21 protein-coding genes are annotated in these 13,428 nt (G+C 65.8%); 14 read left to right on the top strand and 7 right to left on the bottom strand.

From position 1 onward, the window contains the following. The first annotated feature begins 58 nt into the window (after window positions 1–58). The 3 genes from AC1RM6_RS25795 (at window position 59) to AC1RM6_RS25805 (ending at window position 1,353) form a co-directional block, all read left to right on the top strand. On the top strand, window positions 59–328 hold the full coding sequence (locus tag AC1RM6_RS25795; RefSeq protein ID WP_493106643.1) for a GlsB/YeaQ/YmgE family stress response membrane protein: 270 nt from the start codon (window positions 59–61) through the stop codon (window positions 326–328). Between the two features lie 207 nt (window positions 329–535). Continuing rightward, the gene (locus tag AC1RM6_RS25800) at window positions 536–988 is read left to right on the top strand and encodes a PA2169 family four-helix-bundle protein (RefSeq protein WP_493106645.1); all 453 of its coding nucleotides are present in this window, start codon (window positions 536–538) and stop codon (window positions 986–988) included. A 194-nt stretch (window positions 989–1,182) separates the two neighbouring features. Then, window positions 1,183–1,353 (top strand): hypothetical protein, encoded by a 171-nt coding sequence (locus AC1RM6_RS25805; protein ID WP_493106647.1) that lies wholly within the window; start codon window positions 1,183–1,185, stop codon window positions 1,351–1,353. Window positions 1,354–1,379: 26 nt separating this feature from the next. On the opposite strand, the gene AC1RM6_RS25810 is transcribed toward AC1RM6_RS25805, so the two are convergent. The 3 genes from AC1RM6_RS25810 to AC1RM6_RS25820 are packed head-to-tail and all read right to left on the bottom strand — an operon-like array spanning window position 1,380 to window position 3,524. Continuing rightward, the gene (locus AC1RM6_RS25810) at window positions 1,380–2,513 is read right to left on the bottom strand and encodes a glycoside hydrolase family 130 protein (protein ID WP_493106649.1); all 1,134 of its coding nucleotides are present in this window, start codon (window positions 2,511–2,513) and stop codon (window positions 1,380–1,382) included. Window positions 2,514–2,520: 7 nt separating this feature from the next. Continuing rightward, window positions 2,521–3,294 carry an SDR family oxidoreductase gene (locus AC1RM6_RS25815; RefSeq protein ID WP_493106651.1) on the bottom strand — a complete coding sequence of 258 codons (774 nt, stop codon included), beginning with the start codon at window positions 3,292–3,294 and terminating at the stop codon, window positions 2,521–2,523. Between the two features lie 32 nt (window positions 3,295–3,326). Next, complete coding sequence (locus tag AC1RM6_RS25820) at window positions 3,327–3,524, bottom strand: hypothetical protein (protein ID WP_493106653.1); 198 nt, start codon at window positions 3,522–3,524, stop codon at window positions 3,327–3,329. A gap of 240 nt (window positions 3,525–3,764) precedes the next feature. Here AC1RM6_RS25820 and AC1RM6_RS25825 point away from each other — a divergent pair, with 240 nt between their 5' ends. The 8 genes from AC1RM6_RS25825 (at window position 3,765) to AC1RM6_RS25860 (ending at window position 9,157) form a co-directional block, all read left to right on the top strand. Next, window positions 3,765–4,010, top strand: coding sequence for a hypothetical protein (locus AC1RM6_RS25825; RefSeq protein ID WP_493106655.1), 246 nt, complete (start codon window positions 3,765–3,767; stop codon window positions 4,008–4,010). Between the two features lie 26 nt (window positions 4,011–4,036). Continuing rightward, on the top strand, window positions 4,037–4,675 hold the full coding sequence (locus AC1RM6_RS25830; RefSeq protein WP_493106657.1) for a hypothetical protein: 639 nt from the start codon (window positions 4,037–4,039) through the stop codon (window positions 4,673–4,675). Window positions 4,676–4,804: 129 nt separating this feature from the next. Next, on the top strand, window positions 4,805–5,317 hold the full coding sequence (locus tag AC1RM6_RS25835; protein WP_493106659.1) for a hemerythrin domain-containing protein: 513 nt from the start codon (window positions 4,805–4,807) through the stop codon (window positions 5,315–5,317). Between the two features lie 174 nt (window positions 5,318–5,491). Continuing rightward, window positions 5,492–6,082 (top strand): SRPBCC family protein, encoded by a 591-nt coding sequence (locus tag AC1RM6_RS25840; protein WP_493106660.1) that lies wholly within the window; start codon window positions 5,492–5,494, stop codon window positions 6,080–6,082. Window positions 6,083–6,087: 5 nt separating this feature from the next. Further along, a complete protein-coding gene (locus AC1RM6_RS25845) occupies window positions 6,088–7,275 on the top strand; it encodes a zinc-dependent alcohol dehydrogenase (protein ID WP_493106662.1) in 1,188 nt (395 codons plus the stop codon). An 11-nt stretch (window positions 7,276–7,286) separates the two neighbouring features. Next, on the top strand, window positions 7,287–8,075 hold the full coding sequence (locus tag AC1RM6_RS25850; protein WP_493106663.1) for an SDR family NAD(P)-dependent oxidoreductase: 789 nt from the start codon (window positions 7,287–7,289) through the stop codon (window positions 8,073–8,075). Next, window positions 8,072–8,449: a hypothetical protein gene (locus AC1RM6_RS25855; protein ID WP_493106665.1), complete on the top strand. Its 378-nt coding sequence runs from the start codon at window positions 8,072–8,074 to the stop codon at window positions 8,447–8,449. The genes AC1RM6_RS25850 and AC1RM6_RS25855 overlap by 4 nt, the downstream gene beginning before the upstream one ends. 153 nt (window positions 8,450–8,602) lie before the next feature. Continuing rightward, complete coding sequence (locus tag AC1RM6_RS25860; protein ID WP_493106667.1) at window positions 8,603–9,157, top strand: opacity protein; 555 nt, start codon at window positions 8,603–8,605, stop codon at window positions 9,155–9,157. Between the two features lie 72 nt (window positions 9,158–9,229). Here AC1RM6_RS25860 and AC1RM6_RS25865 read toward each other — a convergent pair whose 3' ends face one another. After that, complete coding sequence (locus AC1RM6_RS25865; RefSeq protein ID WP_493106669.1) at window positions 9,230–9,547, bottom strand: hypothetical protein; 318 nt, start codon at window positions 9,545–9,547, stop codon at window positions 9,230–9,232. Between the two features lie 121 nt (window positions 9,548–9,668). Then, window positions 9,669–10,079, bottom strand: a complete 411-nt coding sequence (locus AC1RM6_RS25870; RefSeq protein WP_493106671.1) for a DUF3597 domain-containing protein — start codon at window positions 10,077–10,079, stop codon at window positions 9,669–9,671. 175 nt (window positions 10,080–10,254) lie between these two features. Between AC1RM6_RS25870 and AC1RM6_RS25875 the strand changes: the two genes are divergently transcribed. Further along, on the top strand, window positions 10,255–10,410 hold the full coding sequence (locus AC1RM6_RS25875; RefSeq protein ID WP_493106673.1) for a DUF3309 family protein: 156 nt from the start codon (window positions 10,255–10,257) through the stop codon (window positions 10,408–10,410). Between the two features lie 51 nt (window positions 10,411–10,461). Here the strand turns inward: AC1RM6_RS25875 and AC1RM6_RS25880 are convergent, their stop codons facing one another. Together AC1RM6_RS25880 and AC1RM6_RS25885 are read right to left on the bottom strand one after the other, a co-directional pair. Continuing rightward, window positions 10,462–11,544: a sensor histidine kinase gene (locus AC1RM6_RS25880; protein ID WP_493106675.1), complete on the bottom strand. Its 1,083-nt coding sequence runs from the start codon at window positions 11,542–11,544 to the stop codon at window positions 10,462–10,464. A 115-nt stretch (window positions 11,545–11,659) separates the two neighbouring features. Then, the gene (locus tag AC1RM6_RS25885) at window positions 11,660–11,956 is read right to left on the bottom strand and encodes a UvrB/UvrC motif-containing protein (RefSeq protein WP_493106677.1); all 297 of its coding nucleotides are present in this window, start codon (window positions 11,954–11,956) and stop codon (window positions 11,660–11,662) included. 125 nt (window positions 11,957–12,081) lie between these two features. On the opposite strand from AC1RM6_RS25885, the gene AC1RM6_RS25890 reads away from it, so the two are divergent. After that, window positions 12,082–13,191, top strand: a complete 1,110-nt coding sequence (locus tag AC1RM6_RS25890) for a catalase family protein (protein WP_493106678.1) — start codon at window positions 12,082–12,084, stop codon at window positions 13,189–13,191. A gap of 4 nt (window positions 13,192–13,195) precedes the next feature. Then, complete coding sequence (locus AC1RM6_RS25895; RefSeq protein ID WP_493106680.1) at window positions 13,196–13,408, top strand: hypothetical protein; 213 nt, start codon at window positions 13,196–13,198, stop codon at window positions 13,406–13,408. Window positions 13,409–13,428 lie beyond the last annotated feature (20 nt).

Here is a 13,428-nt window from a genome sequence, read left to right on the forward strand (position 1 = left end):
TTGTCACAGTCAATATTCGTGACGATCAGGTCGTCATCGGCAGGAAAGGGATTTCATCATGGGCCTCATCATTCTTCTCGTCGTCGGCGGCGTCCTCGGTTGGCTCGCGAGCATCGTGATGCGCACCGACGGCCAGCAGGGCATATTGCTCAACGTCGTGGTCGGCATCGTCGGCGCCTTCATCGCGGGCTATCTGATCACCCCGTTCATCGGCGGCGCGCCGATCACCTCGGGCGCGTTCGATATCCGCTCGCTGCTGGCATCGTTCCTCGGTGCGGTCGTGCTGCTTGCGATCGTCAACCTGGTTCGCCGCGGCGCGGTTCGCTAAGCGACCGACCGTCCGGCCTCGCGCCGGCACATCGAAAAAGGCGCGGCGCCCCCGGGTGCCGCGCCTTTTTCCTGTGCGGCCCCCGGTGGAAAATAAGCCAAGCCGTCCAGCGATTTAATCGAACCGGCGGCGGAATATTTGCGGCGATATCGCGCGGGAATCGTTGGGTGCCCGTCTTCCATTCCATCTCTCGAAAAGGATATTCGCATGGCCGACCATGATCATGACATCAGCACGCTCAATTCGCTGATCGCGACGACGATCGACAGCGTCGACGGCTATACCGAAGCCGCCAAGGACGCCGACGACGGCCGCTATACCGGTCTTTTCACCAGCCGGGCGAGCGAGCGCCGCACCGTGGCGTCGTCGCTCCAGCAGGCGGTTCGCGCGCTCGGCGGCGAGCCCGAGGATGACGGCACGATCCTCGCCGGCGCGCATCGCATCTTCGTCCACCTGAAGGCGGCGGTGACCGGCAAGGACGACAAGGCGATCGTCAGCGAAGTCGAGCGCGGCGAGGACCATATCAAGGCGAAGTTCGAGGACGCGCTCGCCGACACCGAGCTGTCGGCTTCGACCCGAGCGGTGGTGCAGGATGGCTATGCTTCGGTGAAGCAGGGCCACGACCAGATGCGCGACCTCAAGCACGCGCTGACCGCCTGAACGATCGGCGCCATGGAGGTCCTGCTTCCATGGCGCTTTTCGCCATCGACGCAGATGGCCGTCACGGCCGGCAGGGAGACGGCGCCGACCTGTACCGGGACCGGATAGCGGGAAATTCCCGATTCCGCAGCGCCTTGGCGAATGGCAGAACAGGCCAGCGGCATCGCCGCGGGCCGTCAAGAGATCAACCCACCATGGAAAACGATCTGATCGACCTCTACACCGCACGCATGCAGCAGGAGCGCGATGCTGCCGCGAGCGCCACCTCGACCGACGCGCGCAAGATCCATGAGCGCATGGCGCGCGAATATGGCGCGATGCTCGATCGGTTGCGGCTCGAACGGAGCCTGTCGCTCGACGGCTGATCGCGGCCCCGGCTATCCGCCGGACATCATAGTCCAAACACGCTTTTGGAAATATGGGTTATCCGGCAAGCCAGATCGGCTTCCCCCGACGCGACGATATAATGGTCGCCACCGTCTGCGATGCCGGTGGTGAAGACGACGTCGCGCAGGTAGATCTGATGCTCGATGGGCCGGGTCAGCTCGGGATCGGCCTCGAGCAGCGGCGCATGTTCGGTGCGAAGTACCTTGCTCGGATCGTCGCGATCGAGGATCGACCAATAGGTCCGGTAGATGCCGACGATCTCCTTGGGCTCGACCCCATGCCACAAAGTCAGCCAGCCCTCGTCGGTCAGCACCGGCGGGCTGCCCCCGCCCATCCGCGCCGTCGCGACGGTGTTGACGTGCGGCCGGATGCCGGGCCGGATCGACGGTTTCCAGAAATGCGCGTCGGGCGACAGCGCCAGGTTGATCGACGGGCCGGCGCGCCATTCGCTGCCGGGCGGATAGGCGAAATAGAGATCGCCGAGCGGGCGGGTCTGCGCCCAGTAATGGCCATCGATCAGCCCTTCGAAGATCAGCATATCCTTGTTCTGATGATCGAGGACGATATCCTCGAACCGCCAGTCGAGCCCGTCGTCCGAGATGTAGAGCGTCGTCGAATGGCGCTCGGGGCTGACCGAGCAGGTCGTCATCAGATAGCGCCCGTCGACCCGGCTGATCCGCGCATCCTCGAGGCCATAGCATTGGAAGTCATAAGCCGGGGCGATCGCCCTGTCATAATGGATCGCGACCCGTTCGAGCCCGTCGGGCGACAGTTCGACCGGCAGCAGCCACGACAGCGAGGTCAGCGCCATCACCTTCCAGCCGCCGCCATGGAGCATGAATTTGCGCGGATCGGCGGTGTCGGCGAGTTCGAGCGGCCAGGCGTCGCGCACATAGCGCCCCTTCCCATCATCGCCGCGCTCCCAGCGGATCGCATGGACATGGCCGCCGACGATCGGCTGGCGCAGCGCCTCGGCGACCCGCACCATCATCAGCAGATTGCCGTTGGCGAGCCGGGTCAGGCCCGGATTAAACGCGCCGAGCACATAGGTCTCGGCATCGAGATGGCCCGCGAGCGGCGAGCGCGCGAGATCGATATCGTCGGGAACGAGGACCAGGCGATCGACGGCGTGTTTCATGGTCGGATCATTCCTTGGCCTGCATGCGCGGGACGATGGTGAGTTGCTGGACGACCGCGCGCCGCGGCTGGGTCAGCAGATAATGGACGCCGACCGCGATATCCTCGGCGCGCAGCATCGTTTCCTCGCGGATCATCGCACGCTGCTCGTCCGCCGGTATGTCGGGATATTGGAAATCGGCGCCGGTCTTGCCCGGCTCGACCAGCGACACCTTGATCCCCTTGGGGCCGAGTTCGCGGCGCAGCGCCTCCGAAAAGCCGGCGATCCCGGCCTTCATACCCGCATAGACGGTCGAACCCGGACCGAGCACATGCGCGCTCATCGATCCGATCAGGACGATGTCGGCCCCCTGCTTGTCGCTATTGTCCTTCATCGCCGCATGCGCCGCATGCGCGCTCATCACATAAGCGGTGAAATCGGTCGCGATCGCATAGCGAACCTCGTCGGCGGTCATCTCCGACAGGCCCGTCGCCGGCACCGCCGCGTTGATCACCGCGGCGTCGATGCTGCCGAGATAGGCGTCGGCCTCGCGGAAGAAGCGCTCGATGCCGGCGCGTTCGGACAGGTCGACGGCGATGCCATGGCCTTCCCCGACCTCGCGGATGCGCGCCAGCGCGTCCGCCAGATGATCGGGGTTGCGCCCGCAGACGAACACCCGTGCGTTCTCCGATGCCAGCAGCACCGCGATCGCCCGGCCGATGCCGGTGGTGCCGCCGGTGATCGCGATCTTGCGGCCGATCAGGCTGGTCTTGCGGGTATGGGCATCGGCGATATCGGTCACGCTGGCTCCTCGCTGTCGATGATGGTCCGCGGTCAGGCCTTGCAGGGTCCGCTCTTGGGCATCGCCGGCGATCCGCCACCGCCTTGCGGGTCGGAATCATAGTCTTCGGGATTGCCGCCGCCGCCTGCCCCGGCGCCGCTGCCTTTTGCCTCGCCGCCGGCGGCACCGGGGCGCGATCCGCGGTTGCGCGCAGCCTGCCGATCGGCCGGCTTGTCGTCGTTCTGGTTCATGCCGCTCTCCATGCTGAGCGACGATAACGCTGGGCCACGCCGCTGTTTCCGTGGCCCGGCGACGCCACGGCGCAAAAAGCTTCTTATCCTATGTTATCTTCGGAGCCACACCCCGACCAAAGCGCCAGCTGGCCGTGGCCGATCCGCGAAAATACCGTAGAACATGCAGATGGAAATCGATCGAAGTCATTGCGAAACGACGCGGCTGGATACACATTGCGGGCAGGCCGGGGAATGACGATGCTCGCGAAGCGACTGGAACGAATGGCGCTGGCAGCCAGGGCGGCGGGGCAGCAGCCTGTACGCTGGCTGATGACCGATGTCGCGCTGGAGACGCTGCGCGCGATCGCCGCACGCGACCTGTTCGACATGGACGCCCCGCAGCTCCAGGAGATCGATCCACCCTGCTTCATGGGGCTGCCGATCGAAGTCGGCCAGCCGGCCAACGAGGATCCGCCGGTCGACCTGATCGTCGAGCGGGGCTGATCGGACGTCTGCCGCGTTGAGGGGTGATGGCCCGCAAGCTTCCCAGCCCCCGCAAGCTCCCAAGGCCTCGCAAACTCAAGGTCTATCGCACCTCGACCGGTTTCCACGACGCCTATGTCGCGGCGCCCAGCCGGGCTGCGGCGTTGCGCGCCTGGGGCAGTGACAATGATCTGTTCGCGCGCGGCGCCGCCGAAGAGATCGACGATCCGGCGCTGACCGCCGAACCGCTGGCACATCCCGGCACGGTGATCCGCAAGTCGCGCGGCTCGCTCGCCGAGCAGCTGGCGGCGCTGCCCGCGGACGCACCACCACCGCCGCCGACCGATGACGACCGCGAGGCGATGCCCGTCCGGCGCACGAAAAGCCGCCCCCGCCCCGCCGACGGTCGCTCGGCCGTCACGCCGAAGCCAGCGCCCAGACCACCCAAACCGAAACCGCGCCCGAGCCGGGCGCGGCTCGACGAGGCCGAGGCCGCCGCCAAGGCGCTCGATGCCGAGCATAAGGCCGCGCGCGACGCCCTGCTCGAACGCGAAGCCGCACTCCGGCGCGAGCGCCACGCGCTCGAAGCCAGACAGGACAAGGCACGCGACAAGGCGGCGATCGCCATCGACAAGGCCAAAGCCGCCTATGATGCGGCGATCGCGCGCTGGCGATCCGGCAGTTGAGGCGCCCGCGTCGCCCAACTTGATGCAGGTTAGCCCCTTTTACCGGGCGTTTACGCAACTTAGCGCGGCGCTCATGCGCTTTATCCGCCGAGTGCGGTCGCCCATGGCCGCGACGTCGAGGAGACGATCATGGCGAAGCCCGAATTTACCGATGCGATTGCGCTACTGAAGGCCGACCACCGCGAGGTCGAGGGTCTGTTCGAGCAGTATGAGAAGGCGACCGACAGCGCGAAGAAGCAGGCGCTCGCGCACAAGATCTGCACCGAGCTCAAAGTCCATACCATGATCGAGGAAGCGATCTTCTATCCCGCCTTTCGCGGCAAGATCGAGGACGATACGCTCGACGAGGCCTATGTCGAGCATGACGGCGCCAAGGTGCTGATCAACGACATCATGGCGAGCAGCCCCGACGCCGAATATTATGACGCCAAGGTCAAGGTGCTGTCCGAAGAGATCAAGCATCACGTCCATGAAGAGGAAATGCCCAAGGAAGGCATGTTCGCGCAGTGCCGCGACACCGATGTCGATCTGGTCGCGCTGCGCGACGCGATGGCCGAGCTCAAGGCCGAACTGCTCGAACAAGCCGAAAGCGCCGGCCTGCCGCCAGCCAAGGCGACCGCGGTGAAACTCGTCGCCGCCTGACATTTTCGACCATGTGACGAGGAGCCGGCGGTGACCCCGTCGGCTCTTTTCGTTCATGCCGACTACATCATAAACCTATGTTATAACTTGATAAATTACCAATCTCACAGCGCAACGATCGGAACGGCGTGCTGGCCGAAGGGTTTTGAAGCCATGACTCCATGGGAGAATGGCATGAGCGACACGCATATCAGCGCGCCGACCGACGACGCACCGTTATCGACATCGAAGAAGGAGGTGGTCGACCAGGCGACCGCCGCACTGGTCGAGGCGAAGGGCGACACGCTGGTCGGTCGCACCGTCACGATCAACCGGCCGCGCGCCGAACTCTATGCCTATTGGCGCGACTTCGCGCAGTTGCCGAACTTCATGGACAATGTCGAGCGGGTCGACGTGCTCGACGCGACGCGGTCGCACTGGGTGGCCAAGGCGCCGGGCGGCCGGACCGTCGAATGGGATTCGCTGATCACCGAGGAACGCGAGGGCGAGACGATCGCCTGGGCCTCGGCCGAGGGTGCCGATGTCCCGAACAGAGGCCGGATCGATTTCCGCGATGCGCAGGGCGGCCGCGGCACGATCGTCACCGTGACGATCCTCTACGATCCGCCCGCCGGTGCGGTCGGCAAGCTGATCGCCAAGCTCTTCCAGCGCGAGCCGGCGATCCAGGCGCGACGCGACCTCAGGCGCTTCAAGCAGTTGATGGAAACCGGCGAGATCGCGACCTCGTCGCGCACCCGCGCACAGCTCGAAAAAGAGAAGGAATAGGCCCGATGCGCGCACTGACCTGGCACGGCAAACACGACGTCCGCGTCGACACCGTCGACGACCCCGAAATCCTCAATCCACGCGACGCGATCATCCGGATCACGTCGACCGCGATCTGCGGCTCCGACCTCCATCTTTACGATGGCTATATCCCGACGATGCAGAAAGGCGACATCCTCGGCCATGAGTTCATGGGCGAGGTCGTCGAGACCGGCCCGAAATCGACCCTGAAGAAGGGCCAGCGGGTCGTCGTGCCGTTCACCATCGCCTGCGGATCGTGCTTCCATTGCGAGAAGCATCAATATTCGGCATGCGACAATGGCAATCCGGCCGACAACCAGGACATCGCGATGGAGTTGTACGGCCATCCGTCGTCGGGGCTGTTCGGCTATAGCCATATGACCGGCGGCTATGCCGGCGGCCAGGCCGAATATGTCCGGGTCCCCTTTTCCGATGTCGGCCCGATCGTCATTCCCGACGGGATCGACGACGACAAGGTGCTGTTCCTGTCGGATATCCTGCCAACCGGCTGGATGGCGGCGGAGAATGCCGGGATCGAGCCTGGCGACACCGTCGCGGTGTGGGGCTGCGGCCCGGTCGGGCTGTTCGCGGTGCAGTCGGCCTTCCTGATGGGCGCCGAGCGGGTGATCGCGATCGACCATTTCCCGCACCGGCTCGAACTCGCGAAGCGCTTCGGCGCCGAGACGATCAATTTCGAGGAAAGCGCCACCTATGAGGCGCTGATGGAAATGACCGGCGGGATCGGCCCCGACGCGGTGATCGACAGCGTAGGACTCGAGGCGCACGGCTTCTTCGTCGACAATGTCATCGACCAGATCAAGAAATCGACCTTCCTCGGCACCGATCGCGCCCATTCGATCCGCCAGGCGATCATCGCCTGCCGCAAGGGCGGCCGCGTCTCGATGCCCGCGGTCTATGGCGGGCTGGTCGACAAATTCCCGCTCGGCGCCTTCATGGAAAAGGGGCTTACGCTCAAGACCGGCCAGACCCACGTCCAGCATTATATGCCGGCGCTGCTCAACGCGATCGTCGAGGACAAGATCGATACGACCTTCCTGATCAGCCACCGGTTGCCGCTCGAGCAGGCGCCCGAAGGCTACAGGATGTTCCACGACAAACAGAATGAAGTGACCAAGGTCGTGCTCAAGCCCGGCCTGGCAGTCGCTGCCTGAGGAGAGATATCATGGCGGACAAACTCGCGGTCATCACCGGCGCCTCGACCGGCATCGGCTATCATCTCGCCGGCCTTGCCGCCGAGGCCGGGCACGACCTGGTGATCGTCGCCGACGAGGCGCTGGTCCACGGCGCAGCCTCCGACTTCGAACATTATGGGGTCGAGGTCCGGTCGGTCGAAGCCGACCTCGCGACGATCGACGGGGTCGACCGGTTGCTGGCCGCGATCGGCGGGCGCAGGATCGATATCCTCTGCGCCAATGCCGGGCGCGGCCTGGGGCGGGACTTCCTGAGCCAGGACGTCGCCGACTGGCGCCGGGTGATCGACACCAACATCACCGGCACCCTCTATCTGCTGCAGCGTGTATTGAAGGACATGGTCGCGCGCGATGACGGCAGGATCCTGGTCACCGGATCGATCGCGGGTTTCATCCCGGGCAGTTTCCAGGCGGTCTATAACGGCACCAAGGCGTTCGTCGACAATTTCACCGACGCGCTGCGCAACGAGATCAAGGAGTCCAAGGGCGTCATCCTGACCACGCTGATGCCGGGGCCGGTCGACACCGAATTCTTCCACCGCGCCGACATGATGGACACCGCGGTCGGCACCGACGAGCATAAGAGCCGCGCCGCCGACGTCGCGCGCGACGGCTGGGACGCGCTGATGGACGGCAAGGCGAGCATCGTCTCGGGCTGGAAGAACAAGGTACAGGCGACCCTCGCCAACGTCACCCCCGCCGCGGTGCTCGCCGAGCAGCATCGCAAGATGGCCGAGCCCGGCACCGCCGAAAAGGCATGACCATGGATGCGAAGACGATCGGTCGCGCGATCGGCGCGATGAGCCTGACCTTCGGGATCACCGACATCCTGTTGGGCAAGCGCTTCGCGCGCGGCACCGGCATGTCGGAAGCGCGCGGCGCCACGCTGTTCAGGACGGTCGGGGTCCGCGAGGTCGCGACCGGCCTCGCCGGCCTCGCCTGGCCAGCGAGCAGCGCGCCGATCTGGACCCGGCTGGCCGCCGACGTCGGCGATCTGGCCATCCTCGGTACCGTCGCCGGGCGCGCCAATCCGAAGCGGTCGATGGCGCTGCTCGCGGTCGGCATCGTCGCTGCAGTCGCGCTCGTCGACCTAGCAGCGGCGCGCGCGCAAGCCAGCGGTCGACACTCAAGCTGAACCGGAGATGACCGGCGATGTGGCAATTTTGCCACGATAATTCCATGTTTTCAAAGTGATGCAACCCATAGCCGATCGACCGGTTTAGTCGCCGTCCCCGCCGCTGGCCGGGACGCCCGTCGTCTACGGGCTGTCACTTGGAGAATATCGATCATGAAATTTGCCCTCATCGCAGCCGCGCTCGCGGCGTCGATCAGCACTGCGTCGTTCGCGCAGCAGACCTCGCCCGATGGCAGCGAGCCGGCCGTATCGTTCGAGCCCTATGTCGGCATCCTCGGCGGCTATCACAGTTTCGACCGCGCCAGCGAGTTCGGCACCCGTGGCAATCGCGGCAAGATGGACGGGGCGCTGATCGAGGGCGTCGCCGGCGTCAACGTTCCGATCGGGCCGGTGTTCGTCGGCGTCGAAGGCAATGCCGCGAAAGGCTTCAAGGATATCGACTGGGAATATGGCGTGCGCGGCCGCTTCGGCGTGCGCGCGGGCCAGAGCGGGATGATCTATGCGTCGACCGGCTATCAGTGGGTCAACGGCCGCAAGGGCTTCGCCGATCATAGCGACATGATCTACGGCGTCGGCGTCGAGGTCGGCCCCAAGGATATCGGCCTGGGTGGCGTGTTCGGCGAAGCCGGCCCGCGCCTGCGCCTGCAGGCCGACACCTATGATTTCGACAGCATCCGGCCGATGGCGGGCGTCGTCTTCGCCTTCTGATCCGACCGAAATGAAAGAAAGGCCGCGGAGATGTCTCCGCGGCCTTTCTGATTCTACGATCGAACGGCCCGATCAGTCGTCGTCGTCATCGTCATTATCGGTTTCGCCGAGGATATCCTCCTCGTCATCGTCCATCGGCTCGCCGGCGAACGCGCCATTGTCGATGCGGCCGCTGGTCAGCATCTGGTTCATCGTGTCGATCAGGTCGGGGACGTCGTCGGGGATCACCGCGCCGGGATTGGACGAGCCGCCATGTTCGCTGTCATCCTCGTAGAGGTCGGTCGTGCGATCCAGCGCATCGTCGGTGACGTCCTGCGCCTGATCGGCGTCGCGCTGCTCGTCATTCTCTTCGATGTCGTTGTCGATGCCATTGGCAGGAATGCGGTTCATGATATCGCTTTCGATAAGAGGAAGGACATGGTCGCGATCACGAAGCGTGATCGATTCGTCATGCGTCACGCGGTTTTGTACCCAGATGCGATGCGCCAGGCCCATCACACCTGGGTATAGGTCAGTCGAGCAGGTCGGCGGGGATCTTGCCGCCATTGTCGGCGAGTTTCTTCATCACCGCCTTGTGAAGCGCGATATTCTGTTCGGCCGATCCGTCGGCTCCAGCGTGAATGTTCAGTTCGTCCGCAAGTTCCTTGCGCGCGGCGAGGCTCGAATCCATGTCGAGCAGGATCAGCAGATCGACGATCGACTGGCGCCAGTTGCTGGGCTTGCCCTTGGCGGCGGCAAGCTGGGTGAGCACCGCCTCGACATCGACCGGCTGGGGTGCGGGCGCCGCGGGCGCCGCCGGCGCCGCGGCGGGTGCCGCCGCGACCGGCTTGGGCGCGGCTGGAGCAGGCGCTGCTGCCGCGGGCGCTGGCGCGGTGCCGTGCGGATGGAAGATCTTGCTGAGAATAGTACCGAAAATGCTCATGGTCGCTCCTGGTCGGGAATGTACTGGTGCCGCCTCAACGCCGCCCGCACCGCTTCGTTGCCGGCTATGTGCCACGCGCCTTTGCGACCATTCTCGGCCTGACCTTGTCGAAGCCAGCGGAACCGGGCGTGCCCGCCGCCCGTTACGGCACCGTCAAAATCAGGGAGAGTAATCCATGTTAGGCACTATCATTCTCGTGATCCTCGTCCTCGCGCTGGTCGGCGCGCTGCCGACCTGGGGACATAGCCGCAACTGGGGCTATGGGCCGTCGGGCATCGTCGGCGTGGTCGTGGTGATCCTGCTGATCCTGCTGTTGCTCGGACGCATCTGATCAGGCCGGCCCGGCGGCGATGCCGCCGGGCCGCGCCCAACCGCAAATGGGTCAGGCGGCCGCTGCCGCGGCCCGCGCAAAGAAGATCGACACCGTCACGCCCTCGCCGGGCATCGACACCACATCCATCTGCGCCTTGGCATTCTGGCGCAGCGACTGGGCGATGACCGCGCCGAGCTTGCCCGCCTTGGGCCAGGTCGCGCCTTGGGGAAGCCCGTTGCCATCGTCCGAGATCATCACCCGGCAGCCGCTGTCGTCGATCAGGCTGTGCAGGGTGATCGTCCCGCGCTCGCGCCCGTCAAAGGCATGCTTGAGCGCATTGGTCAGCAGTTCGTTGACAACGAGGCCGGTCGGCATCGCGACGTTGATCGATACCGGCCAGCTATCGACCTTCAGGTCGAGCCTGATCCCCTCGACCGCATGCGCCGCCATCACCGCGGTCGCGATCTGGCTCAGATAGCTGCCGAGGTCGACGGTCTCCTCCAGCCCCTTCGCCGCCATCGCATCATAGAGCAGTGCCAGCGCGTTGATCCTTCCCGCCAGCCGATCGAAGCGCGCGCCGGTTTCGTCGTCGGGAACGTTGCGCGCCTCCAGCCGGATCAGCGCGGTGATCATCTGCAGATTATTCTTCACCCGATGCTGGAGTTCGAGCAGCATCACATCCTTGTCGAGCAGCTTCTGTGCGAGATCGCTCTCATTCGCCCGCCGATCCGCGCCGAATTCGGCCAGCGCGACCAGCCGGAACATCGGCGTCCCGTCATCATCCTCGATCAGGTTCGACCAGGCATCGATCTCGCGTGCGGTACCGTCCGCGCCCGCCAGGGTGAAGCGGCCGAGATATTGTTCGCTGCCCGCCACCGCCTCGCCGAGCGACCGCGCGTCGTCGCCGGCCGCGGCGATCCCCGGGAGGCTGGTCCAGCTCCGCCGCTCGATCTCGGCGGCGCTCTGGCCGATCAGCCGCTCGAATTCGATATTGGCGTAGGTGACGACCTCCGAAGGATGGAGTTCCGACACCGCGATCGCCACCGGCACATGATCGAGAAACTGCTTGAAGCGGTCGCTCTCGAGCGCATCGGCCAGCCCTGGCGTGGCCAGGATCGCGTCGACGCGTCCGGTATCCTCTTGGTCTTCCATGACAACTCCGATCTTCGGCCATATCTAGCAGGTCGGCGGGCCCGAGTCCGACGCAAAGGGCACAGTCGCTGCTGTCCGGGCCGAAGCCGATCGGCGCATTCTCTCGCCGTGGCCCTCAGCCCCGCTTACGGGACCCGCCCTGCCCGCGGCCGCGCCCCCTGGTCATCGGGTCGGGCTTGGGCGGCGGCGTCCAGCCGGGCGGCGGCGTCATCCGCTGCTGGCTGGTGCCCAGCCCCATCGCGCCCGGCTGCTGGCGGGTCAGCCCCTCGGCATCGATGCTGGCCGGATCGGTGGCGTCGTCGGCGCCGCGCAGCAGGCTGAGCTGGTCGCGCAACCGCCGTGCCTCCTCGAAATCGAGCGCGGCGGCGGCGGCTTCCATCTGCAGGCGGAGCGTCTCGATCGGATTGGTCATCGCCGTGCAACGCCCGGCGCCGCGTTTCGATCATTGGCAACGCGAAACATCGCCTGCCGTAACGGCGGCAACCCGCAGGGAATCGAGGCGTTCTTCGGTCGCAACTTCCTCAGGAGCGTCCCCCCATGTCCCATCCGTCCCACCCCGTGTCGCGCGCGCCGGTCCATTATTCCCCCTCGGTCGAAAAGGTCGAGGCGAATGAAGCCGAAGCGATCGACGGGCTGAACGAGGTGGTCGGCGAGATGCAACACACCACCCGCGAACATTATGGCAACCCGGTGCGCGGGCTCCATGCCAAGGGCCATGGGCTGATCAAGGCGCGGGTGACGATCCTCGACGGGCTGCCGCCCGAACTGGCGCAGGGTCTGTTCGCAACCCCGGGCGAGCACGATGCGGTGCTGCGGATCTCGACTGGCCCCGCCGATATCCTCGACGACAGCGTCAGCGGCCCGCGCGGATTGGCGCTCAAGATTTTCGACGTCGAGGGCGAGCGGCTGCCGGGATCGCCGGCCGAGGACGGCCAGGATTTCGTGATGGTCAACGGCCCGGCCTTCGGCCAGGCGACCCCGGCCAAGTTCCTGCCGGGGCTCAAGGGCCTCGCCGCGACCACCGACCATGTCGAGGGCCTCAAAAAGGCGGTGTCGGCGACGCTGCAGGTCGTCGAGGGCGCGCTCGAAACCGTCGGCCTCAAAAGTTCGCTGGTGTCGATGCTCGGCGGCGCGCCCAACACCCATCCGCTCGGCGATATCTATTTCAGCCAGGTGCCGTTCCGGTTCGGCGACTATATCGCCAAATTCTCGGTCGCGCCGGTCTCGCCATGGCTGGTCGATCTCAAGGGCGACAAGGTCAATGCCCATGGGCGCCCCGACGCGCTGCGCGAGGACGTCAACGAGGTGGTCGGCACCCGCGGCGGCGAATGGGAGTTGCGGGTCCAGCTCTGCACCGATCTCGAGGCGATGCCGGTCGAGGACCCGACCGTCGTCTGGGACGAGGCGGTCAGCCCGTTCCGCCCGGTCGCCCGGATCGTCGCCGAACCGCATCCGAGCTGGCAGCATGGCGTGACCGAGCGCGAGGAGGCCGATCTGGCGTTCAGCCCGTGGCACGGTCTCGCCGCCTTCCAGCCGCTCGGCGCGATCAACCGCGCGCGCCGGACGGTCTACGAGAAGTCGCAGGCGTTCCGCGGCGCAGTGAACGCTTGCCCGTTCCACCATGCCGAATTCCAGCCGGCGGAGTGATCGCATGGAAGAGAAAAACCCCGGACAGACGCCCGATGCAGCGATCGCCCGCAGCGACGACGCGACCGCGCAGCGCACCGCGCCGCTCGGCGACGCCAAGCCGCTCGGCAAGGAGGATGCCGGCGATCTTGCCCGTGGCGAGAAGCGGGCGAAGGCCGACAATGACGCGATGAGCGCCGGCGGCTTCGGCGATCACAAGGGCACTGAAGGCTTTTGACAGTGACCGGCGGGCCGACG

It is taken from the genome of Rhizorhabdus sp. GW822-FHT03C02 (genome assembly GCF_058801765.1).

Coding starts and splice junctions, on each gene's coding strand:
- AC1RM6_RS25795 (WP_493106643.1), top strand. CDS start 59: ATGGGCCTCATCATTCTTCTCGTCGTCGGCGGCGTCCTCGGTTGGCTC.
- AC1RM6_RS25800 (WP_493106645.1), top strand. CDS start 536: ATGGCCGACCATGATCATGACATCAGCACGCTCAATTCGCTGATCGCG.
- AC1RM6_RS25805 (WP_493106647.1), top strand. CDS start 1,183: ATGGAAAACGATCTGATCGACCTCTACACCGCACGCATGCAGCAGGAG.
- AC1RM6_RS25810 (WP_493106649.1), bottom strand. CDS start 2,513: ATGAAACACGCCGTCGATCGCCTGGTCCTCGTTCCCGACGATATCGAT.
- AC1RM6_RS25820 (WP_493106653.1), bottom strand. CDS start 3,524: ATGAACCAGAACGACGACAAGCCGGCCGATCGGCAGGCTGCGCGCAAC.
- AC1RM6_RS25825 (WP_493106655.1), top strand. CDS start 3,765: ATGCTCGCGAAGCGACTGGAACGAATGGCGCTGGCAGCCAGGGCGGCG.
- AC1RM6_RS25830 (WP_493106657.1), top strand. CDS start 4,037: ATGGCCCGCAAGCTTCCCAGCCCCCGCAAGCTCCCAAGGCCTCGCAAA.
- AC1RM6_RS25835 (WP_493106659.1), top strand. CDS start 4,805: ATGGCGAAGCCCGAATTTACCGATGCGATTGCGCTACTGAAGGCCGAC.
- AC1RM6_RS25840 (WP_493106660.1), top strand. CDS start 5,492: ATGAGCGACACGCATATCAGCGCGCCGACCGACGACGCACCGTTATCG.
- AC1RM6_RS25845 (WP_493106662.1), top strand. CDS start 6,088: ATGCGCGCACTGACCTGGCACGGCAAACACGACGTCCGCGTCGACACC.
- AC1RM6_RS25850 (WP_493106663.1), top strand. CDS start 7,287: ATGGCGGACAAACTCGCGGTCATCACCGGCGCCTCGACCGGCATCGGC.
- AC1RM6_RS25855 (WP_493106665.1), top strand. CDS start 8,072: ATGACCATGGATGCGAAGACGATCGGTCGCGCGATCGGCGCGATGAGC.
- AC1RM6_RS25860 (WP_493106667.1), top strand. CDS start 8,603: ATGAAATTTGCCCTCATCGCAGCCGCGCTCGCGGCGTCGATCAGCACT.
- AC1RM6_RS25865 (WP_493106669.1), bottom strand. CDS start 9,547: ATGAACCGCATTCCTGCCAATGGCATCGACAACGACATCGAAGAGAAT.
- AC1RM6_RS25870 (WP_493106671.1), bottom strand. CDS start 10,079: ATGAGCATTTTCGGTACTATTCTCAGCAAGATCTTCCATCCGCACGGC.
- AC1RM6_RS25875 (WP_493106673.1), top strand. CDS start 10,255: ATGTTAGGCACTATCATTCTCGTGATCCTCGTCCTCGCGCTGGTCGGC.
- AC1RM6_RS25880 (WP_493106675.1), bottom strand. CDS start 11,544: ATGGAAGACCAAGAGGATACCGGACGCGTCGACGCGATCCTGGCCACG.
- AC1RM6_RS25885 (WP_493106677.1), bottom strand. CDS start 11,956: ATGACCAATCCGATCGAGACGCTCCGCCTGCAGATGGAAGCCGCCGCC.
- AC1RM6_RS25890 (WP_493106678.1), top strand. CDS start 12,082: ATGTCCCATCCGTCCCACCCCGTGTCGCGCGCGCCGGTCCATTATTCC.
- AC1RM6_RS25895 (WP_493106680.1), top strand. CDS start 13,196: ATGGAAGAGAAAAACCCCGGACAGACGCCCGATGCAGCGATCGCCCGC.